Below are 20,761 nucleotides of genomic sequence, written 5' to 3'. Positions count from 1 at the left end.
AAATGACACTCCCGCCGGATCGCCTCCGGCGGGTGTTTTCGTCCTAGTGGATGGCGGGGGGCTAAGCGGAGACGGGCACCATGGTGCCTTGCAGGAGGGCGACCAGCTTTTCCTCTTGGCCTGTCACCGCGTGGACCTCTGCCGTGACGATCACCAGCCTGCGGCCCGGTTTGATGACCTTGCCGGTGGCGCGCAGACAATCTCCGGCGCCCGGGGCCAGCAGGTTGATCTTCATTTCCGCCGTCATCACTTCGCTGCTCTCAGGCATCATCGTGAGCGCCGCATAGCCTGCTGCCGTGTCGCCGATGGCAAAGCTGAGCGCCGCATGGGCCACACCGTGCTGCTGGCGGCTGCCGGGCAGGATCGGGGCGGTGATCACCACTTCACCCGGTGCAACGCTTTCGATTTCAGCGCCCAGGGTCTGCATCATGCTTTGTTTGGCGAAACTGCTGCGGATGCGGTCGTCCATCACATCTGTCCTTCTGCTGCTGAGTGCCAGCATAGAGGCGGCACAGCCGCCATGGGCCTGTGACGCTGCGCCACTTAGCGGGGCATTGGCACCACCAGCGCCTGCGCACCGGTCAAGATCGCCAGCGCATCTGCCGCCATCAGCGCGGTGAGCGCGGGATCGGTGCTGCGCAGGCCGCCGGTATAGGTGCCGAAGGCCGGCAGGATCAGCCGCGACCGGTCCAGCAGGAAGCAGGGGCGGGAGGTGCTGCGCACACGTGCCTTGGGGTGGTAGTGGCCGGAGACCTCTGCCGTCGCCAAGGGATCGGCGATGTGGCGGAAGGTGAGGGGGGCAAGATGCAGCTCTGCCATCTGTTCACCGCTCAGGTCCGCAGGCGCCGGATCGTGGTTGCCGGTGATCCAGATCCAGCGGCGGTTGTGTATCAGGGCGGCCAGCTGGGATTGCTCCGCATCCGGCAGAGCCCGCGAGGCGGCGTCATCGTCGAAACTGTCGCCGAGGCAAACCACCGTGTCCGGCTGCAGGTTGGCTATCAGCTCAGCGAGGCGGGCGAGCGTGTCCCGCGTCTCATAAGGCGGCAGGGCGCTGCCGCCGCGCCGGGCAAGGCGTTCGGATTTTCCCAAATGAAGGTCGGAGACGCAGAGCAGGCGGTGCTCTGCCCACCACAGCGCGCCGCTGCCAAGCGCAGTGAGGCGGGCGCCAGCGAGGGTGAAGTCATATCCGGTCATGGCTTGGGTTTATCTGTCACGGAGGCGCAGGCAAGGGTTATCACTGCAGCTTGTCCAGCCCGGATTGCCGCATCAGAGCCGCGGCCTCCTGCTGCAGCAGTTTCTCCTCCGCCGCGCCCTTGACCGGGACCTTTCCAACCTCCAGCAGCAAAGGCGCCGCGAGGGGAGAGATCCGCTCCAGCCGCCTGAGCGTGATGCGGCCGCGGGTCCGCTCCAGCATCTCCTCGATGCGGCCGAAGTCCACCAGCCCGCGCAAGGCCTCCTCGCGGGTGATGTCCATCAGCAGGTGTTCAGGATCGTACTTGCGCAGCGTGTCATAAAGGATGTCAGAGGAGAACGTCGCCTGCCGCCCGTTCTTGCGCGCGCCCGGCGTGTTGCGTTCAATGAGGCCCGCGATGGTGGCCGCACCGCGGAAGGAGCGCTTCATCACCGCATTGCCGGCCAGCCATCCCTCCAGCCCGTCGCGCAAAGCCTCCGGTTCGAACAGCGGGGCAGGGTCTGCGACCTCTTGCAGGCCCCAGATCAGGGTGGCGTAGTCGGTGGCGACAAAGCCGAGGGGATCAAGCCCCAGTTCCTCCATCCGCTTGGTCAGCAGCAGGCCCAGGGTCTGCTGGGCATTGCGCCCGGCAAAGCCGTAGACGCAGATGTGCTCGCGGCTGTCGTGCGGGAAGCTTTCGATCAGCAGCCGCCCGGCGCGCGGCAGTTCGGAAACCTCGCGCTGCAGGTCCAGCCACTCTGCCGTGTGCCGGGGTAGGGCGGGCCAGCTGTCCTGCTTGAACATCGCCAGAATGCGGGCGCTGAGCTGGGTGGACGTGGCGAATTTGGTGCCGGAAAACACCGCGATCTTGGGCTTCCTCCCCGGGTTGCGGCTGACCTCGACGGTCATTTCACGCAGGCCCTCGTAGCGCACGGTCTGGCCGCCGATCAGGAAGGTGTCGCCGGGGGTGAGGGTGGCGGCAAAGGCCTCCTCCACCTCGCCCAAGGGCTTGCCGCCGCGGCTGCGCTTCAGGCGGACCTTGATCAGGTCGGCGTCCTGGATGGTGCCGAGGTTCATGCGGATGCGCTGCGCCGCGCGCGGGTCGCGCAGCTGCCACTTGCCGTCCGGGCGCTGCAGCAGGCGCTGCCACTGATCGTAAGCCTTCAATGCGTAGCCGCCGGTGGCGCAGAAGGTAAGGCAAGCGTCAAACGCGGCGCGGCTCAGACCGGCATAGGCGCCGGCTTGGGTCATCTCCGCATAGAGTTCATCCGCATCAAACGGGCCGGCGCAGGCGGCGATCAGGATGTGCTGGCAGAGGACGTCACGGGGACCGGGCCCGCGCGGCGCGCCATCCAGATCACTTTCGCGCACCGCTTCCAGTGCGGCCCGGCATTCGACCACCTCGAACCGGTTTGCGGGGACCAGCAGGGCCTTGGACGGCGCGTTATAGCGGTGGTTGGCGCGGCCGATGCGCTGGACCAGGCGTTTCACGTTCTTGGGCGCCCCGATCTGGATCACAAGGTCCACGTCGCCCCAGTCGATGCCGAGGTCCAGCGAGCCGGTGCAGACGATGGCGCGCAGCTCTCCCCGGACCATCGCCGCCTCCACCCGCTCGCGCTGAACCCGGTCAAGCGAGCCGTGGTGGATGCCGATCGGCAGCGCGTCCTCATTGGCGAGCCAGAGGTTGTGAAAGAAGATCTCGGCCTGGGCACGGGTGTTGTGGAAGATCAGCGTGGTCTTGTGCGCCTTGATCTGCGCCATCACCGCCGGGATCGCATAGGCCGCGCCGCCGCCGGCCCAGGGCGGGGCTTCCTCGGTTTGCAGCATCCGGATGTCCGGCGCGGGACCGGGATCGGCCAGCACGATATCGCAGGGGTCCGGATGGCGGGCGAGGTAGCTGGCGATGGCCTGCGGGTCATCCACCGTGGCCGAAAGACCCACCCGGCGCAGGTCCGGACACAGCGTCTGCAGCCGCGCCAGCGCCAGAATCAGCTGGTCGCCGCGCTTGCTTTCGGCCAGCGCATGGATCTCATCCACCACCACCCGCCGGAGGCCTTTGAAGGTACGGGCAGCGTCCTCGTAAGAGGTGAGCAGCGCCAGACTCTCCGGTGTAGTCAGCAGGATATGCGGCGGGTCGGCCCGCTGGCGCTTCTTGCGGGATGCAGGCGTGTCGCCGGTGCGGTCATCAATGCGGATCGGCAGGCCGATCTCCTCAACCGGCGTGCGCAGGTTGCGCTTGATATCCGCGGCCAGCGCCTTGAGCGGTGAGATATAAAGCGTGTGCAGCCCGTCGTGGGTTCCATCGGCCAGTTCCGCCAGTGTTGGCAGGAAGCCCGCCATGGTCTTGCCGCCGCCGGTCGGGGCGATCAGCAGAGTGCAGGGCGCCGCGGCCCGCGCCAGCATGGCGTGCTGATGCGGGTGGATGGTCCAGCCGCGGGCGGCGAACCAGTCTTCGATCGCTTCGGGCAGGGCAGGGGCGGTTTCACTCATCCTGTGGAATCTGGGTGGCTTTGCACCTCATTGCAACGTCATTTGCTGTCATAAACGGTCCGCGCCTGCAGCACCTGCTGATGCCGCCCGGCGGCCCAGATGGTCAGGGATTTCATATGCTCCAGCAGCTCCTTCCCCAAGGGCGTCAGCGCATAGGAAACGGCCACCGGCGGGCCGGGATCGACGCTGCGGGTGATATAGCCGTCACGCTCCAGCTTGCGCAGGTTCTCGGTCAGCACCCGCTGGGTCACGTCGCCGATGGTGCGCCGCAGCGCGCCGAACCGCAGCGCGCCGTCCTCCAGCACCAGCACGATCAGCATCTGCCATTTGCCTGTCACCTGCGACAGGACCTGCCGGATCGGGCAGTCCCCGGCTTGTTCTTTGGAGAGGGCGGTTACTGGAAGCATACCTGGTTCCTAAATAGTGCGTAATTGATATCTGGTGCGGAAAGAATACCACATTGGGATGTCACGACAATGCGATTCGAAAGGACATCCGATGAGTGCCAAGGACCTCGTTCTGAATGCCGTAGCGGCGATCTTCACTTCATTCGATCCGGAGGCGGCAGAGCAGCTGCTGGCGCCGGGCTATATCCAGCATAACCCGATGGTGCCGACCGGGGCTGCCCCCATTATCGGGTTCATCCCGGCGCTGAAGGAAAGCGGCGTCACGATGGAGATCCACCGGGTGATTGCCGAGGGCGACATGGTGGTACTGCACAGCACATTCGGCAATGCCCAGGCTTTTGGCGGGGAGACGCTGGTGGCCTTTGACGTGTTCCGGGTCGAAGACGGCAAGGTGGCCGAGCATTGGGACAACCTGCAGCCGCCCGCCGCGCCGAACGCCTCGGGCCGCACATTGACCGACGGCACGGTGGAGATCACCGACCTGGACAAGACGGCAGAGAACAAGGCGCTGGTACAGGGCTTTGTCACTGATGTTCTGCACGGCAAGGCGCCGGAGAAGATCACCAGCTACGTCTCGACTGAGACCTATCTGCAGCATAACCCGAACATCGGCGACGGTCTGGAGGCCCTTGGCGGAATGATCCAGCATCTGGCTGAGACCGGCCAGGCGCTGGCCTATACCAGCACGCCGATTGTGGTGGCCGAGGGGAACTTTGTCTTTGCCGCCTCAGAGGGCAGCCTGGGGGAAACACCGATGGCGTTCTTTGATCTGTTCCGGGTCGAGGACGGCAAGATCGTCGAGCATTGGGATACCGTCAGCCCGATCCCGGCAGAGATGGCGCACGACAACGGCAAGTTCTGACTGTTGTCAGCGAGAAGGGCGGGATTGATCCCGCCCTTTTTTGCATCACTTCACGATGTGCTCGTCCTTGACGAACATGTTCGCCCAGGCCCGGTCGATCAGCTCCGGCGACATCTGGTAGGGGATGCCCTCAAACTCGCAGATGGAGATCATCTGGTCGATCAGGAACACCGGCTGGTAGTTGGCGTAGATGTTGTTGATCGTCGGGTATTTCTTCTTCAGGAGGTGCACCAGCGCGGCCTCGTCCAGCGGCATGCCCTTCTTGCGCGCCACCATGGCAAAGATCTTGAGGAAGTTCTCCTGGTTCGGCCCGTCGATCTTGATCTTGAAGAAGATCCGGCGCAGGGCGGCCTGGTCAAAGATCTCATTCGGGTGGAAGTTGGTGGAGAAGATCACCAGCGTGTCAAAAGGCACCTCGAATTTCTCACCCGATTGCAGCGCCAGGATGTCCTTGCTTTCTTCCAGCGGAACAATCCAGCGGTTGACCAGCGACTGCGGCGGCTCTGCCTGACGGCCAAGGTCGTCAACGATGAAAATGCCGCCGGTGGACTTCAGCTGCAGCGGCGCCTGATAGGTGCGCGCTGTGGGGTTGTAGACCAGGTCCAGCATGTTCAGCGACAGCTCGCCGCCGGTGATCACGGTGGGGCGTTCGCACATCACGTAACGCTCGTCAAAGCGGCGGCGGCGGCGCAGCGCGTTGGGGTCTTCCTGCTCCTGCTCGACCGCGGTGTGAACGATCGGGTCATAGACGGTGATCACCTGGCCCGCGTATTCGATGGCGCGCGGCACATAGACATGATCCCCCAGCGCGTCGCGGATACCGTTGGAGATCGAGGACTTACCGTTGCCTGGCGGGCCGTACATCAGGATCGAGCGGCCGGCGCTGACTGCGGGGCCGAGGTGGTCCAGCAGGCTGTCCGGAAGCACCAGATGGCCCATCGCATTGGTCAGCTGGTCCCGGGTCACCTGGATGTTGCGGATCGATTGGCGCTTCACCTGCTCGCGGTAGACCGCCAGCGGCACCGGCATGGCGCCGAAATATTCCGACTGGCTCAGTGCATCCTGGGCGCGTGACTTGCCTGCATCGGTCAGCTGGTAACCCATCTCGTTGCCGCTGTTGGCATTGAGCGTGCCGGTGGCCTCCAGCAGGCGCTGCTCGCGGGCCATGTCCACCAGCTCCTGGGTGACAGAGGACGGCAGGCAGATCGCCTCGGCGATCTCGGTCACATTTTCCACGTTCTTGCGGAAGATGGTCTTGAGCAGGATATCCCGCATCATCACCACCGGCAGCTGCATCTGTTCCAGCCCCTTGGGGGCGGGCGGGGCCACAACGGCGAGGTTTTGCATGTTCATGGCGGTGCCTGTTCCTGATATCCGTATCCGGCCCCGCAGACGGGGGCTTCTGGAAACAGACTATTCAGGACTGTGGCAACAGCGGGGCAGAGCTGCAGCATTTCCGCGAAAGCGCCGTGAAAACCGCCAAAGGCCTAACCTCCGGCTGGCACCGCTGGCGCGCGGCGCCTGATGGCATCAGCTGCCGAATTGCGCGGCCAGGCCCAGGTAAATGGCAAGCGTTGCCCCCAGGCACAGGCCCATCGGGAAGCTCTTGCCGGTGTCCCAGCTTTGCCATTGCGGCGCCAGCTGCCGCAGGCGGGTGTATTTGGCAATCCGGTGCGCGGTGAAGCCGGCCAGCAGGGTGGCGGCGAAAACCACCATCAGGAACCGCAGATCGCCAAGCGCAACGAACGGCGCCGCGGCGCCTGCAAACTTAGCGTCGCCGGCGCCGACAGCGCCGGCGGCGTAAAACAGGAAGCCCAGGCCGATGCCGACAGGCAAGTGCAGAAGATGCCAGCCGTAGTCAGCCCAGCTGGGCATGACCAGCGCCCCGATCACCACATAGATCACGGCCAGCAGGTCAACGGCCCAGTTGGGAATGCGCATGCCGCGCAGGTCAGTCAGCGCCACCGTGTAGCACAGCGGCAGCACAAACGGCAGAAACCACAGGGCGGCATGGGCCGGGAACTGCATGGCTCAGCCGTTTTCCAGCGCCGCCAGGGAGCGCGCGGCCTCTTCAAAGTGCTGCGGGTGGGTGGCAATCGCTTCGCGCAGCAGATTTTCGCCAACCTTGACGTCGCCCTGCTTGATCGCGGACAGCGCCAGCGTGTGCAGCAGCAGAGCGCGCTCGGTCTGCTTCAGCGGGATGACCGGCAAGCTGTAGTTGCGCTGTGCGCCGCGGGCCAGAACAAGGTTGTTCTTGGCGGTGAACAGGCTCTGGTCCTGACGGATCGCGTCGCCGAACAGGCGCTCAGCACCGGTGAAATCGCCGCGGGTCAGCTTGGAATAACCCCAGTTGTTCATGATCTTGGCGGGTGTGGTGGTCAGCCCGACCGCAATTTCATAGAAGCTGTCGGCGCGCTTCCAGTCCTTGTTGGCGTCGGCGACAACAGCTTCCAGCCGGTAGCGCTCATAGGTCTCATAGGTCGGCGGCACCTTGTCCAGTTCCGCCTTGGCCTCATCCCATGCACCGCTGCGCACCAGGGCGCCGGCCAGATGGACGCGGTCCTCGCTGGTGGTATCCTTCATCGACACAACCTGCTTCCAGGCAACGGCGGCTTCGGTGTTGCGCTTGGCGCGGGTCAGCGAATGCGCCAGGCCGCGGTGCAGTTCGATCCGGTCCGGGCTGTTCCTGATGGTGCGCTGGAAATGGGCCACCGCTTCATTCGGATCGGCCACGTTCAGCATCACATCGTTGAGATTGCTTTCGTCGATGACGTTCACTTCCTGCAAGGCGCGTTCGACGGATTCATCGGCTTTTTCCGCGCAGGCCGACAGGACCAGCGCCCCTGCCAGAGAAGCGGATAGAATAATCTGCTGGCGCATTGGTGCGTCCTTTTTACTGCTCTGCCTCTGTTATGGTGTCTGGCGAATCAGGTAGCTGCCGCCACCCTGCCGCACCAATTTGTAGTCTTCTTTTTGCGGAGCAGTATGCGCAGGATTTTCAAGTTTTGCGAGTGCCAGGCGTAAATTATCGCGGATTGCGTCACTTTCGCCATTGTCGAGCGCGTAGGCGCGATGGAACACCTGCACTGCTTCGGCCGTCTTGCCGCGTTCCATCAGCGTGACACCCAGATTGTTCATCGGTTCCGGCCACTCCGGATCGGCGGCCACGGCCTGGCGCAGCAGGTCTTCGGCCTGTCCCAGGCGCCGCAGGCCCAGCTGGGCGCTGCCCATGCCGGACAGCACTTCCGGTGTCAGCCCATGATCCAGCGCCGCCCGGGTGAAGGCCTCAAGCGCCAGGTTGTACTCTCCCGCGGCCATCAGCCGGTTGCCGACCAGCAGCGCGTCGGCTTCCTCGCCGCGCAGGTCCGCGCCCGGTGCCCAGGGGCTGTCCTTGTCTTGTCTCAAACCGCCCGGCGCACATGAAGCCGCCAGCGCAACAGCGCTGGCGGCGGTGAGGGCCAAGAGCAGCCGGGCAGCGGGTGCCCGTTCTGTCAAATTCATTATTGGGGTCCCAGATTGCCCAGATTTGCGATGTTCTGCGCCGAGGGGCCGACCAGGATGATCAGCAGCGGCGGAACTGTCAGCCCCATTGTGGCAAGTGTCATCTTCACAGGCAACTTGTTTGCCGCCTCTTCCGCCCGCATGACCCTTTTGTCACGCATTTCACCTGCATACACCCGCAGCGCGTCAGCGATCGAAGTGCCGAAGCTGGAGGATTGGATCATCACCGTCACAAAGGAGGAGACATCCATCACGCCGCAGCGGGTGCCGAAATCGCGCAGCACTTTGTCCTTGTCCTTGCCCGCCTTCATTTCATGGGCGACCACCTGGAACTCCTCCGACAGCTCCGGGTAGGAGCTGCGCAGTTCCGAGGCAACCCTGACGATGGCCTGATCCAGCGACTGCCCGGCCTCGACGCAGACCAGCATCATGTCCAGCGCATCCGGGAATGCGTCCGTGATCGCCTCCTTGCGGGCCGCGATGCGGCGGGTGATCCAGTAACGGGGCAGGAAATAGCACGCAGCCGCTGGCGCAAGAATGCGGATGGCCATCTGCTGGCCGTCAAACTCCACATCCGCCTTCAGAACATAGACAAAGAACAACCCGCCCATCAGGCCGACAAGCCCAAGGGCAAACTGGGCAAAGTGGAACAGCCGCACAGAGTCCTTGGAGATATAGCCCGCCTGACGCAGCCGCAGCTCCATCGCGGACAGCTCGTCAGCATTCTGCGGCTCCAGGAAATTGGCGAACTTCTGCAGCTGTTCATTGCGCCCGGTCTGCCGCAGCCGCTGCTTCTGCGGCGATTGCCGGGTTTCCGGTTTGATGTTCTTCTGCAGCTTCTTCAGCGGGTCTTCGGGCTGGTTCATGAGCAGAGGAATGGCCAGCAGGATCATGAACAAACCTGCAATGCCAAGCGCCAGAAGCGGGCCGAACGGGCCGAACTGCGCTGTGAGGAAGCCTTCAATACCGGTCAGGAAATCCACGGTCCGCTCCTTAGACTTTGATGTTGGTCAGAATGCGCATGACGATCAGGTTGGCGGTCAGCATTGCGCCCACGACGAAACATGCAGGGATGAACCAGGGGTGGTCCGTGACGTTGTCATAGTAGTTGGGGTCCTTGACCAGGATCCCGATCAGGCACAGCAGCGGGAAGCCCGACAGGAACTTGCCGGACCATTGCGCCTCGGCGGTGATCGCCTTCACGCGGCGGAACAGGCGGAAGCGGGCGCGGATCACCTTGGCAAGACCTGCCAGGACTTCGGCCAGGTTGCCGCCTGACTGCTGCTGGATGGTCACAGCCACCGCCAGGAAGCGCATGTCCTGCATGTCCAGGCGCTCTGCCATCTCCTTGAGCGCCTCGCCGACGTCGCGGCCATAGGCGCATTCATCGGAAATAACGCCGAATTCGGTGGCCAGCGGGTCCTCGACCTCATTGGAGACGATCTGAATGGCTGATGTGAACGGGTGGCCGACGCGCAAGGAGCGCACCATCAGTTCCACCGCATCGGGCAGCTGTTCCTCGATCAGAGCCATGCGCTTGGCGGCCTTCTTGTTGACCCAGAAGAACACCGCGCCCACGCCGATGATCACAGCGCCGAGAATGCGGACCGGCAGCGGCGCCGCAGTACCGATACTGAGACCGACAAACGCCAGCCCGGCCAAACCGGCCATGATCACGATCAGCTGCTTTGGAGAAAAGGCGATGGCCGCCTTCTGCGCCCGTTCGGACAGCAGGGAATACAGCGGGATCGACTGCGATTTGGCGTGCTGGCCCATCTCCTTGCGCAGCTGCTCCAGCACCTGCTCGCGGTTGTTGCCCTTCTCCATCATCTCCAGCCGGCGGTTGACCTTGCTGTTCAGACTGATGGATTTGCCAAAGACAAACAGATACAGGCCTTCGACCAGCGCCAGAATCCCAAAGAAGATCGCGCCGTAGATAAGCGGTTCGGCACTCAGTTCCATCAGCGCGGCTCCATCGTGGTGGGTTCATAGATCGACGGCGGCAGGTCGTAGCCCCACAGGCGGAACCGCTCCGAGAAGTGGCTGCGCACGCCGGTCGCGGTGAAGTGGCCGATGATCTTGTTGTCCGGGGTCAGGCCGACGCGCTGGAACCGGAAGATTTCCTGCATCGAGATCACGTCGCCCTCCATGCCGGTGATTTCGGTGATCGAGGTCATCCGGCGCGAACCGTCCTGCAGGCGCGAGGCCTGCACAATCAGGTTCACAGCCGAGGCGATCTGGCTGCGCACCGCCTTGATCGGCATTTCGATGCCAGCCATGGCGATCATGTTTTCCAGACGCGAGATGCCGTCACGGGCAGAGTTGGCGTGGATCGTGGTCATTGAGCCGTCGTGGCCGGTGTTCATGGCCTGCAGCATGTCGATCACTTCCTCGCCGCGGGTCTCGCCGACGATGATGCGGTCGGGGCGCATCCGCAGCGCGTTCTTCAGACAGTCGCGCGGGGAAACCTCGCCTTTGCCTTCCACGTTGGGCGGGCGGCTCTCCATCCGGCCCACATGGGTCTGCTGCAGCTGAAGTTCCGCTGTATCCTCGATGGTCAGGATACGCTCGGCGTTGTCGATAAAAGACGACAGTGCGTTCAGTGTGGTGGTCTTACCGGATCCGGTACCGCCGGAAACGATGACGTTTAGGCGGGTGGAGACAGCGGCCTGCAGATAGGCCGCCATTTCCTCGGTGAAGGCACCGAATTGCACCAGGTCATCGATGCCCAGCTTGTCCTTTTTGAACTTCCGGATCGACACCAGCGACCCGTCCACTGCAATCGGCGGCACCATGGCGTTGAAACGCGAGCCATCGGCCAGGCGGGCGTCCACATAGGGGTTGCTCTCATCGACGCGACGGCCCACGGCGGACACGATCTTGTCGATGATCCGCATCAGGTGCTTCTCATCCTTGAACCCGATGTCGCTGAGTTCCAGCTTACCGCTGCGCTCGACAAAGATCTGATGCGGGCCGTTTACCAGAATATCGCTGACCGTCTCGTCCTGCAGCAGGGTTTCCAGCGGGCCAAGCCCGGTCACCTCGTCATAGAGTTCCTTGTTCAGCGTCTGCCGGTCCTCGCGGTTCAGCACGATGCTCTTTTCGGCCAGGATCTCTGTCGAGATGTTGGAGATCTCCGACCGCAGCTCGGCCTCGCCCGCGCGCTCCAGCGCCGCCAGGTTCAGGTTCTCCAGAAGCTCCCGGTGCAGCTGGATCTTGATCTCGTTCAGCCGCTCCTTGCGTTTGCGCTCCTTGTCCATCGGGGCGGCTTCCGCCGCCTTGCGCTGGACCGGGCGCCGCAGGCTGACTGCTGGCTTGCCGTTTGCACCCGCAGCCGGCTCCGGCGCCGGCGCCGGTGCAGCAGGTTTCGCGGCCTGTTTCTTGTACTTGGAAAACATCAACTCACCCCCAATTCAAGCCGTTCAGGCGGCTTCTGCTTCACTGCGGCCCAGCTCGTGCAGCGAGGCTGCAAGCTTGGCAATTTCCTTGCGCAACGGGTTCTTCGCGGCAGAGACGGCCAGCGGCAGCCCGTGGTCGCAGCTCTGCAGGATCTGCTTGCCGCCGTCAGGCAGCTGCAGGTCGATCGAGATCCCCAGGGATTCGGCCATCCGCTTGACCCGGCTCTTGCCGGTCAGATCGGTGAACTTGGGCGCCCGGTTCAGCGCAAAACGCAGCTTCTCGAACGGCAGGTCTTCGGCCTGCAGCGCCCGCTTCAGACGCAGCGCGTTCTGGGCCGAGCGCATATCCAGCTCGATCAGCGCGAAATAGACATGCGCCAGGTTCAGCACCGTTTCGGTCCACTGCACCAGCGTGTGCGGCATATCGATGACGACGAAATCGAAATGTCTGCGGGCCAGGGTGATGACACGGGTAATGTCCTCAGGCGACAGCAGGTCGAGCGGCACCATTTCGGCCGGCGCTGTCAGGACCTGCAGCTTCTCCTGAAAGGGGATCAGGGCCTGGCCGAACAGATCCTCGTCCATGCTCTCCGATTCGCTCAGCATTTCCATCACAGCGTCGCGGCGCGGCAGGTCCAAATATGTTGCGGCCGAGCCCGCCTGCAAATCGAGGTCCAGCAGGCAGACGGTCGGCTCTTCATGCTCGCTGAGCGCCGCAAGCTCCCAGGCCAGGTTGACAGCCATGGTGGTGGAGCCGGTGCCTCCGGCCAGCCCGTGGCAGACGATCACCGCGCCTTCGCGCTGGCTGCCGGACTGCAGCGGATGCTGGTTCTGCGTCGCTGCAGGAGCCGGAGCCGGTGCCTGCAGCCGTTCGATGGCCGCCTGCAGCTCCTGTTCCGGCAGAGGGTAGGGGACAAATTCGTCAGCACCCTGGCGCAGCAGCGTGTGCAGCGCGGCCGGGGTCACGTCTTCGGCAATCAGGATGACCTTGATGCCGCGCGCCTTGGCTTGGGTGATGATCTCTCCCATCAGCGGCAGGTCGCCCTCGTCGGCGCTGTCGATGGCCAGAGCAATGAATTGCAGCGGTTCTGCTTCCGCCTGGCCAAAGAAGGCCAGCGCCTCGGTAAAGCCCAGATCGCCCCAGGCCTCACCCAGAGCGGCTTCCATGTCTTCAATCAGGAGGTCGAAATTCTGCACGTCGCGGCTGACAGTGCAGGCAACAATCGCAGGTGTTTCTGTTTGCGGCATACCGCTGCTCATCGCCATCATCCTTGTTCACTTGGGTGGACCGGGCTTTGGGCACAGTCCGCCTCTTGGAAACAATGTCGGCGGCAATCTAGGCGATATTGGGGCCAAAAATCCCCAAATATGGGGAATTGTTACTACTTCGTAACCGACGGGCGGCTGGAGGCGGGGCATATCAATCCCGCATCTTTGGCGCGTGAACCGCTGCAAGGCAGCGTCTTTGACCCCTTGGATTTGACCGGTATTCCCCTGAGCTGCGCTTTGGCCGCTTGAATTGGTGCCACTGTTCCAGCGGCCCTTGCCTGGTCAGGAACAAAGTCAGGCAAACCAGCGGTGCAAAAAAGAAAGGGCCCTGATCCCAGGGCCCGTCTTATTAACCTTCGTCGATGGTGGTGATGGTCAGCGAGGTCGGAGGTATCGCGCTCTCGATATACTCGCGGTAAATGACCTTGGCGTATTTGCCGTCCAGCAGGGTCGGGTGCCGCTTCAGGAAGCCGCTCACCTCGGTCACGGTGCGGCGGTTGCGGCGCTCGCGGTCCGGCGTCGGAATCAGCGGCTGCGTCTCGCCGAAGGAGACCACCGCCTCAAGCCGGTTGCGGCTGATGCCGCGCGATACCAGGTAGTTGACCGCTGCACGCGCCCGGCGCAGGCCGAGGGATTTGTTGTAGGCGTTGCTGCCTACTGCATCCGTGTGGCCGAACACGCGGAACCGGACCTCGGGGAACTGCTTGATCCAATGCGCCTGCCGGTCCAGCACAGCACGGGCTTCTTGATCCAGGCGTGCGCTGTCGAAGTCAAAGTTGATGGTATTGGGCACTTCCTTGGCGAAGCGGCCGGCCAGTTGAATGGCATAGCTGCGGTCGCCCTTCATGACAGCCGCGTTGGTTGCCGCCGCGTCGCCGAAATGCCTTTGTTGCTGTGCGCTGAAACCTGTGGCGTCAGTGCAGGCTGCGACACTCAGCATCAGGCCGGCCCAGGCGATTTTTTTGATCATCCGCTCAATTCCCTCTGCTTAGTCCAGCACGTAGCCGTAGGAGCCGTTGAAATCCTGACGCGCAACTTCGGCAGCAGCGCCTTTTGCATTGCGCTCCGTTTTGCCGAACAGGAACAGCTCCCCTTCGCTGGGCGCTTTCACGCGGTCGGTCGGCAGCACCAGCGCCTCGCCGCGGGTCGGTGTGACCAGATGCGCACTGACAATGATAACCAGTTCCGATTGCGAATGCTGGAAATCGGAGCTGCGGAACAGGGCGCCGAGGATCGGCACGTCGCCCAGCCAAGGCACCTGTGCATTGTTGTCGAGGAAGTTGTCTTCGATCAGGCCGGCAATGGCAAAGCTCTCGCCATCCCGCAGCTCGACAGTGGTCGATGCTTCACGGCGGGTGAAGGCGCTGACAGTCAGGTTGTTGAGAGTGAAGCCGTTGCTCGGGTCCAGAGCTGACACCGCAGCCACCAGCTCAAGGTTGATCAGATCGCCATCGACAACACGGGGAATGAAGCTGAGCTCGATGCCGAAGGGCTTGTATTCAATGCTGATTTCCCCTTCGTTCCCGGTGGTGGGGACAGGGTATTCGCCGCCGGCCAAGAAGTTCGCTTCCTGCCCGGACAGGGCAGACAGATTCGGTTCGGCCAGGGTGCGGACCAGCCCTTTGCGCTCCAGCGCTTCCAGCAGCAGGCGCACGCGGGCATTGCCAACACCGAAATCAAACAGGAACGCGCCCTGGATATTGTCCTGAGGGGTGATCGTTGCAGAGTTAAGGCCGTTGTCGGCAGACAGCATGGTACCGGTCTCAAGTGCCTTATTGCTTGAACCGGCCGCCAGAGACGCGCTGAGCGATTTGGTCACCGACCGCTGCATCTCGGCGAATCGGACTTCCAGCATGACCTGCTGAATGCCGCCAACCGACATCAGGTTGCTGACACGCTCGGGCGCATAGCGCTCCGCCAGGTCCAGCGCCCGCTGCAGGCGGGCAGAGCTGGACACCACGCCCGACAGCACGATGCCGTCGTTTGCGGTGCGCACTTCGATTTTCTCGTTCGGAAGGATCTGGCGCAGGCGCTCCTTGAATTCGGTCACGTCCGCAGCCACCCGCACTTCCACGTTGGTGATCAGCTGGCCGGACCCGTCAAGCAGCGTCAATGTGGTCAGACCCGGGGATTTGCCCAGAACATAAATAGTGCGGTCGGACAGGGACGAGATGTCCGCGATGCCCGGATTCGCGATGCTGAGTTCCGCAAAGGGGGTTTCGCTTTCAACCACCACGGCGCGGTTCATGGGCACGTCCAGCGTCGCCGCCGTGCCTTTTTTCACCACCCGCAAGGATTGTGCCGATGCCCCATCCGCACCCGGTATGCCAATAAACGATAGACCCAAAAGGGCCGCCGCAACGAACCTACGAATTTTCATGTGACCTGCCTTTCCGATCACGCCTCATTGTTCGGGTCTTTATGCCCGCTCTTTCCGGCACTGTGGGACAGTTCCCGAATTATTGCAAGAATCAATGGCTTCGGGGCCGTTCTTAAGCAGCGCGGCATGTGGGGCCTAAGCAACAGACAGTTCAGCCGCGCTCCGGGAGGAGGCGCGGCTGAAGCTGTTAATGCACTGTAATGGAACAGAAAGCTTAGTTGGTGCAGGGGATCGGGATGGCCACAACTTCGGCGCCGCGGCGGGTGCGGATGGTGCAGACTTGTTCCCGTTCGACCTCCTGCGGCGCTTCGATCGCACCAAGGCCCAGAAGCTTGCGCTGGTCCACTTCGATGACTGAGGCAATGCTGTCATCGCCTGCACCCACCAGCGCCAGGGTCAGTTTGCCGGTGCTCTGCGCTTGGGCCAGAGCGGCAACTTGTTCCGGCCGCGCTGCAACTGTGACGGTACGGGCAATGACGGCACCATCGATATCGTTGCTGGCCTTCTGGTCCACCGCGATCAGTTCCACATTGGTCTCGATCAGGCGGGTGAAGTCACCCTGGGTGGCGCCGGCCTGGCGCACCTGGCCGCTCCAGTAGATATCGACCTTGTCACCGGGGCGCAGGAAGCCGGACACACCAGAGGACACATCCACACGGATCGCAAAGGCACGCATGCCGCGTTCCAGCCGCGAAGTGATGCCCGCGTCTTCCCCGGGCAGGGTGACCTTGCTGGCCATGATGGCCTCGTTCTTCTCCATGGTGCGCAGAATCACGCGGGGGGCTTCATCCGAACCCGGCGGGAACAGCGCTTCAAGGCTGGTGAACACGCCTTCCGGCAGGCTTTCCTTGGGCCATCGCACCTGGCGGACGCTTTCCTTGGTCAGGCGGTGGCCGTACTTCAAAGTATCCGTCGCAACAAAGATGTCGACGGTGGGGATGTTCTCAACCCGGGACGCGCGTTCCTGCGCAAGCGCGTTCTGATATGCGCTGACATACTTCTTCGTCATCATCACGGCGCCGCCGGCCAGGGCAACGCCAACAATCAGTACCAGTACAAAAATACCGCGCATAACTGTTCCTTTCGTGTGGTCTTCAACCCGCCGGGCAGGGGGCGTCAGCGCCGGAATGCCGTATTGTTACAGGGGCAGTTGCACCTGGGTGCAGGCGCAATGCGCAATCAGGCGGATATGGCCTGACTTATTGGAAGACCGAGGCTTGCAACTCGCCAATCGTTTCGGCAGCGTTATTCACATAGGTCTTGGTGCTGGTGCTGACTTGCTCAACGCCCGCCCCGATCGACACAAATGCGATGCCTGCAATCGACGCAATAACTGCAGTCAGAACAACCCAGTCAACGGTCACCGCTCCGTGTTCCTCAGAGCGGAATTTGGCAAAAAGAGAAAACATGGGTTCCACCTTCTTTCTGCTTTTCTTGGGAAAAGAGGCCGCGCATCTTCGCAATGCGCGGCCCCTCAGCTTAAGAAATTGCCGTTTGCGGCCACTGCTTACGGAGTGGTGGTGCCGGTGTCGAAGGTGGTCGGCACTTCGCCGTCAACCGCGGTCAGGAAGTCGCCGGTCGAGCCTGCGATGGTTTCGATGCCGCCACCGATCGAGGAGTAGGCAACGCCGGCCAGGGCTGCAACAGCTGCGGTCAGAACGACCCAGTCAACAGTCACGGCGCCGTCTTCGTCTTTGCGGAAGTTTTTGATGAACTTGATCATAGTTTGGTCCCTCCAAAGGATCTCAGAATTTGGTCCATCCCGCCGTCGCTCTGGAACCTGCTCTCTCACCAGCTTTGGTTCCTGTCCGGCTTGGATGAGTACATATAGCCAGTGCAGCGTGGCAGGATTTGGGCTGAAAGCCGTAAAACGCTGCCCAATTTTAACTTTTCAACAAGATCTTGCGTAACCTGTTGTTTTTGTGGGGTTAAAAAATCATTACCAGCGGGACTCCCGTGGTATTTTCGCGCCAGTCAGGGGTAAATATGGCGATTACGCCAGATTCCCGGGCGGAAAAGCTGGTATTCGCCCGCCGGTTTTCCGAGTCTCGGGCGATAAAAACCAACGGCAGGCAGAGCAATGTCCGTGCGAAACGCAATATTGTCGGCGGCCCTGTGCGTCTTGCCCTTGGCGGCAGCGGGGCAGGAGGCGCCCAAACCCTTTCCCGCGTTCGAAGCAAAGCGGGTCAAGCCGCCTGCACCGGGATCCGGCAAGCGCATCACCGTGCAGATCGAGCCCGCGCCAGAGCCGGAGGCGGACATCGCAAGCCCGGCAGCCCCTGCCGCCGGAGAGCCCGCACCGCCGCCGCCTGCCGGGCGCTACACCTGGTTCTGGGACAAGGTTGCGCCGGGGCTGGAGGGGGCCGGGCCGGGGCGGCTGGACGATGCCATGCAGGCGTTGAAGGGCGCCAAGGGGCTGGCGGCCCCCCGGCTGCAGCTGATGCAGGACATCGTTCAGGAGCGCGGTGTGCAGATTCTGACCGAAAGCGCCGGCACCCAGGTGTCGCCGGCCCTGGTCCTTGCGGTGATTGCCGTCGAATCCGCCGGCAAACCCGATGCGGTCAGCTCTGCCGGGGCGCAGGGGCTGATGCAGCTGATGCCGGACACCGCCGCGCGGTTCGGGGTCAGCGACGCGCTGGAGGCCAAGCAGAACATTTCCGGCGGCGTCCGCTATCTCGACTGGCTGATGAAGGAGTTCGGGGGCGACCCGATGCTGGTTCTGGCAGGCTACAACGCGGGCGAGGGCGCGGTGCGGAGCCACAAAGGCGTGCCGCCCTATGCCGAGACGCGCGACTATGTGCCCAAGGTGCTGGCCGCCTATCAGGTCGCGCGCGGTCTGTGCACGACCCCGCAAATGTTCCTGTCCGACGGCTGTGTGTTCCGGATGCAGAACTGAGGCCGCGATGCGCCGGGCGGCGCTACGCGCTATGTTCCGGACGGGATGGTGTTCTTTCGCAGGGTGTTGCGCACCCACCGTACGCCCCCTTCACGCAATCCTCATGCCCCTCTGCCACACTCCCAAAAGATCGCGATCCCCCGCCATGGCTCCGCGCATGGGCCATGATACGAGGCGCAGGCATCTTTGGGCTGCCTGCGCGACACCCGGAGACCGGCCCTGATAAAAAGGGGGTCGTCCAGGATATCCTGTCCGAGCAGGCCCCCGGCGGGGTCTGTCCACCTCCACCCGGCGGCGCCGCCCCCTTAACTGGGACACAGCGCGAAACGGCACGAACCGAACAGAACAACAAAGACCTGCAAAACAAAAACCGCCCGGGCAGATGCGCCCCGGCGGCTTGAAGGCCTGCGGCTGAGGCAGGCGTTTGGCTATATCCGCGGCGGCAGCGCCGCGTCAGTCCACGATGGTGGCTTCGGTGGCTGCACGCAGTTCGTCTTCGCTGACGCCCTCGGCGCATTCCACGATTTTCAGCCCGCCCTCAACAACGTCCAGAACGCCCAGGTTGGTGATGATCCGGTCGACCACGCCCCGGCCTGTCAGCGGCAGGGTGCATTCCTTCAGCACCTTGCTGTCACCATGTTTGTTGGCGTGGTCCATCACCACCACCACGCGGCCGACGCCTGCCACCAGGTCCATGGCGCCGCCCATGCCCTTCACGAGCTTGCCGGGGATCATCCAGTTCGCCAGGTCGCCGTTCTCGGCCACTTCCATCGCGCCCAGGATCGCCATCGCGATCTTGCCGCCGCGGATCATCGCAAACGACTGCGCCGAGTCGAAATAGGCGGTCTGCGGCAGTTCCGTGATGGTCTGCTTGCCGGCGTTGATCAGGTCGGCATCCTCTTCGCCCTCATAGGGGAAGGGGCCCATGCCCAGCATGCCGTTCTCCGACTGCAGGGTCACTTCCACACCTTCGGGGATGTAGTTGGAGACCAGCGTCGGAATGCCGATGCCGAGGTTCACATACCAGCCGTCCTGCAGCTCCTGCGCGGCGCGTGCCGCCATCTGATTGCGGTCCCAAGGCATTATGCTTGCTCCTTCTTCTGACGGACGGTGCGCTGTTCGATGCGTTTTTCGTGGTCACCCTTGATGATGCGGTGCACGTAGATGCCGGGCAGGTGGATCGAGTCCGGATCGAGCGAGCCGGTGGGCACGATTTCCTCGACCTCAACCACGCAGACCTTGCCGCAGGTCGCGGCCGGCGCGTTGAAGTTGCGCGCGGTCTTGCGGAACACCAGGTTGCCGGTCTCATCCGCCTTCCAGGCCTTGACGATGGCGAGGTCGGCAAAGATGCCTTCCTCCATGATATAATCCTCCATGGCGCCGTCCGGGCCGGTGGGGAACTGCTTTTCCATCTTGCCTTCGGCAATCACGGTGCCAACGCCGGTCTTGGTGAAAAAGCCGGGGATGCCCGCGCCGCCGGCGCGCATGCGCTCGGCTAGGGTGCCTTGCGGGTTGAACTCCAGTTCCAGCTCGCCGCTCAGGTACTGGCGCATGAATTCGGCGTTTTCCCCCACGTAGGAGGAGATCATCTTCTTCACTTGCCGGGTCTGCAGCAGGATGCCGATGCCGAAATCGTCAACGCCCGCGTTGTTGGAGGCAAAGGTCAGGTCCTTGGTGCCCGCGTCCTTGATCGCCTGCAGCAGCAGCTCGGGAATGCCGCAGAGGCCAAAGCCGCCCGCGGCGATGAACATGCCGTCGTGAAGCAGCCCGTCGAGCGCTTCAGCGGCGCTGGAATATACCTTTTTCATGGAGATCTCCCATTATGCCGGTTGCAGGGAGTTCTGGCGCTCAGCCGGTGCAGAGTCAATGAATACGGAGACGGCTGCGTATTTCTACGGAGCCGCTTTGACGGCCCGCCAGTTCCGGCAGACCGTCAAGGCCGGAAGTCATACAGGCAGGGCGTCTTCGGCGTATTGTGCCGCGAATTCCGCGCTGGGCGGGATCGGGGTGATCACGTCGATCAGCACACCGTTCGGGTCTGCCGTGATGAAGTGGCGCTGCCCGAAGTCTTCGTCGGTGAGCGGCTTCAGCACCGGCAGGCCTGCGCCGGTCAGCCGGGTGTATTCGGCTGCGGCATCCTCCACCTCGAAGTTCAGGATGACGCCGGCACTGTTGCCGCGCCCGGCCTCTGGGACCGTGGGGTGCGTGCCATCCAGGATGGCCAGGTTCACCGACGGGTCGGTGCGGGACTGCAGATGCACGTACCAGTCTGCCTCGAAAGCCGGGCGGAAGCCAAAATGGGTTTGGTAAAACGCGGCGGTGCCCGCAACATCGTTTGTTTGCAGCACCGGATAGTATTGAGTGACTTTCATCTTGCACCTCATTAT

At 63.0% G+C, this 20,761-nt stretch carries 22 protein-coding genes; 2 read left to right on the top strand and 20 right to left on the bottom strand.

Going from position 1 to position 20,761, the window contains the following annotated elements:
• Positions 1-61: 61 nt before the first annotated feature.
• From RA26_RS04465 to RA26_RS04450, 4 genes are all read right to left on the bottom strand, one after another.
• Positions 62-469 (bottom strand): PaaI family thioesterase, encoded by a 408-nt coding sequence (locus tag RA26_RS04465; protein WP_039180530.1) that lies wholly within the window; start codon positions 467-469, stop codon positions 62-64.
• 74 nt (positions 470-543) lie between these two features.
• Positions 544-1,194, bottom strand: a complete 651-nt coding sequence (gene pdeM, locus RA26_RS04460) for a ligase-associated DNA damage response endonuclease PdeM (RefSeq protein WP_039180529.1) — start codon at positions 1,192-1,194, stop codon at positions 544-546.
• A 40-nt stretch (positions 1,195-1,234) separates the two neighbouring features.
• Positions 1,235-3,661, bottom strand: coding sequence for a ligase-associated DNA damage response DEXH box helicase (locus tag RA26_RS04455; RefSeq protein ID WP_052272304.1), 2,427 nt, complete (start codon positions 3,659-3,661; stop codon positions 1,235-1,237).
• 38 nt (positions 3,662-3,699) lie between these two features.
• Positions 3,700-4,068, bottom strand: coding sequence for a winged helix-turn-helix transcriptional regulator (locus RA26_RS04450; protein ID WP_039180526.1), 369 nt, complete (start codon positions 4,066-4,068; stop codon positions 3,700-3,702).
• Positions 4,069-4,159: 91 nt separating this feature from the next.
• Between RA26_RS04450 and RA26_RS04445 the strand changes: the two genes are divergently transcribed.
• Positions 4,160-4,930, top strand: a complete 771-nt coding sequence (locus RA26_RS04445; protein WP_039180523.1) for a nuclear transport factor 2 family protein — start codon at positions 4,160-4,162, stop codon at positions 4,928-4,930.
• A gap of 45 nt (positions 4,931-4,975) precedes the next feature.
• On the opposite strand, the gene RA26_RS04440 is transcribed toward RA26_RS04445, so the two are convergent.
• The 13 genes from RA26_RS04440 to RA26_RS04380 form a co-directional block, all read right to left on the bottom strand.
• Positions 4,976-6,283 carry an ATPase gene (locus RA26_RS04440; protein ID WP_039180521.1) on the bottom strand — a complete coding sequence of 436 codons (1,308 nt, stop codon included), beginning with the start codon at positions 6,281-6,283 and terminating at the stop codon, positions 4,976-4,978.
• Between the two features lie 177 nt (positions 6,284-6,460).
• Positions 6,461-6,958 carry a prepilin peptidase gene (locus tag RA26_RS04435; protein WP_039180519.1) on the bottom strand — a complete coding sequence of 166 codons (498 nt, stop codon included), beginning with the start codon at positions 6,956-6,958 and terminating at the stop codon, positions 6,461-6,463.
• A 3-nt stretch (positions 6,959-6,961) separates the two neighbouring features.
• A complete protein-coding gene (locus tag RA26_RS04430) occupies positions 6,962-7,810 on the bottom strand; it encodes a tetratricopeptide repeat protein (RefSeq protein WP_039180516.1) in 849 nt (282 codons plus the stop codon).
• A 30-nt stretch (positions 7,811-7,840) separates the two neighbouring features.
• Positions 7,841-8,431, bottom strand: a complete 591-nt coding sequence (locus RA26_RS04425) for a tetratricopeptide repeat protein (protein ID WP_039180513.1) — start codon at positions 8,429-8,431, stop codon at positions 7,841-7,843.
• Complete coding sequence (locus tag RA26_RS04420) at positions 8,431-9,414, bottom strand: type II secretion system F family protein (RefSeq protein WP_039180511.1); 984 nt, start codon at positions 9,412-9,414, stop codon at positions 8,431-8,433. The genes RA26_RS04425 and RA26_RS04420 overlap by 1 nt, the downstream gene beginning before the upstream one ends.
• A gap of 10 nt (positions 9,415-9,424) precedes the next feature.
• A complete protein-coding gene (locus tag RA26_RS04415; protein WP_039180508.1) occupies positions 9,425-10,393 on the bottom strand; it encodes a type II secretion system F family protein in 969 nt (322 codons plus the stop codon).
• On the bottom strand, positions 10,393-11,829 hold the full coding sequence (locus tag RA26_RS04410; RefSeq protein ID WP_039180506.1) for a CpaF family protein: 1,437 nt from the start codon (positions 11,827-11,829) through the stop codon (positions 10,393-10,395). Before RA26_RS04410 ends, RA26_RS04415 begins: the two co-directional genes overlap by 1 nt.
• Positions 11,830-11,853: 24 nt before the next feature.
• The gene (locus RA26_RS04405; RefSeq protein WP_039180541.1) at positions 11,854-13,089 is read right to left on the bottom strand and encodes an AAA family ATPase; all 1,236 of its coding nucleotides are present in this window, start codon (positions 13,087-13,089) and stop codon (positions 11,854-11,856) included.
• A gap of 358 nt (positions 13,090-13,447) precedes the next feature.
• Positions 13,448-14,068: an OmpA family protein gene (locus tag RA26_RS04400; RefSeq protein WP_039180503.1), complete on the bottom strand. Its 621-nt coding sequence runs from the start codon at positions 14,066-14,068 to the stop codon at positions 13,448-13,450.
• Between the two features lie 18 nt (positions 14,069-14,086).
• Complete coding sequence (locus tag RA26_RS04395) at positions 14,087-15,478, bottom strand: type II and III secretion system protein family protein (RefSeq protein ID WP_039180501.1); 1,392 nt, start codon at positions 15,476-15,478, stop codon at positions 14,087-14,089.
• A 214-nt stretch (positions 15,479-15,692) separates the two neighbouring features.
• Positions 15,693-16,550, bottom strand: a complete 858-nt coding sequence (gene cpaB, locus RA26_RS04390; RefSeq protein ID WP_039180498.1) for a Flp pilus assembly protein CpaB — start codon at positions 16,548-16,550, stop codon at positions 15,693-15,695.
• Positions 16,551-16,677: 127 nt separating this feature from the next.
• Positions 16,678-16,887 carry a hypothetical protein gene (locus tag RA26_RS04385; protein WP_039180494.1) on the bottom strand — a complete coding sequence of 70 codons (210 nt, stop codon included), beginning with the start codon at positions 16,885-16,887 and terminating at the stop codon, positions 16,678-16,680.
• Positions 16,888-16,985: 98 nt separating this feature from the next.
• Positions 16,986-17,201: a hypothetical protein gene (locus RA26_RS04380; protein WP_039180491.1), complete on the bottom strand. Its 216-nt coding sequence runs from the start codon at positions 17,199-17,201 to the stop codon at positions 16,986-16,988.
• Positions 17,202-17,558: 357 nt separating this feature from the next.
• On the opposite strand from RA26_RS04380, the gene RA26_RS04375 reads away from it, so the two are divergent.
• On the top strand, positions 17,559-18,374 hold the full coding sequence (locus RA26_RS04375; protein ID WP_193747584.1) for a lytic transglycosylase domain-containing protein: 816 nt from the start codon (positions 17,559-17,561) through the stop codon (positions 18,372-18,374).
• Between the two features lie 453 nt (positions 18,375-18,827).
• Here the strand turns inward: RA26_RS04375 and RA26_RS04370 are convergent, their stop codons facing one another.
• The 3 genes from RA26_RS04370 to RA26_RS04360 all read right to left on the bottom strand — a co-directional run bounded on the left by RA26_RS04370 (position 18,828) and on the right by RA26_RS04360 (position 20,746).
• The gene (locus RA26_RS04370) at positions 18,828-19,457 is read right to left on the bottom strand and encodes a CoA transferase subunit B (protein ID WP_019298341.1); all 630 of its coding nucleotides are present in this window, start codon (positions 19,455-19,457) and stop codon (positions 18,828-18,830) included.
• Entirely contained in the window at positions 19,457-20,182 is a 726-nt protein-coding gene (locus RA26_RS04365; protein WP_019298342.1) for a CoA transferase subunit A, read from the bottom strand. Before RA26_RS04365 ends, RA26_RS04370 begins: the two co-directional genes overlap by 1 nt.
• A 138-nt stretch (positions 20,183-20,320) precedes the next feature.
• Positions 20,321-20,746, bottom strand: coding sequence for a VOC family protein (locus tag RA26_RS04360; protein WP_039180484.1), 426 nt, complete (start codon positions 20,744-20,746; stop codon positions 20,321-20,323).
• Positions 20,747-20,761 lie beyond the last annotated feature (15 nt).

This window comes from Leisingera sp. ANG-M7, from assembly GCF_000813965.1.
Classification (GTDB): Bacteria; Pseudomonadota; Alphaproteobacteria; order Rhodobacterales; family Rhodobacteraceae; genus Leisingera.
The sequence above is the reverse complement of the archived record's forward strand: the minus strand, read 5'-3'. Positions and strand labels throughout refer to the sequence as shown.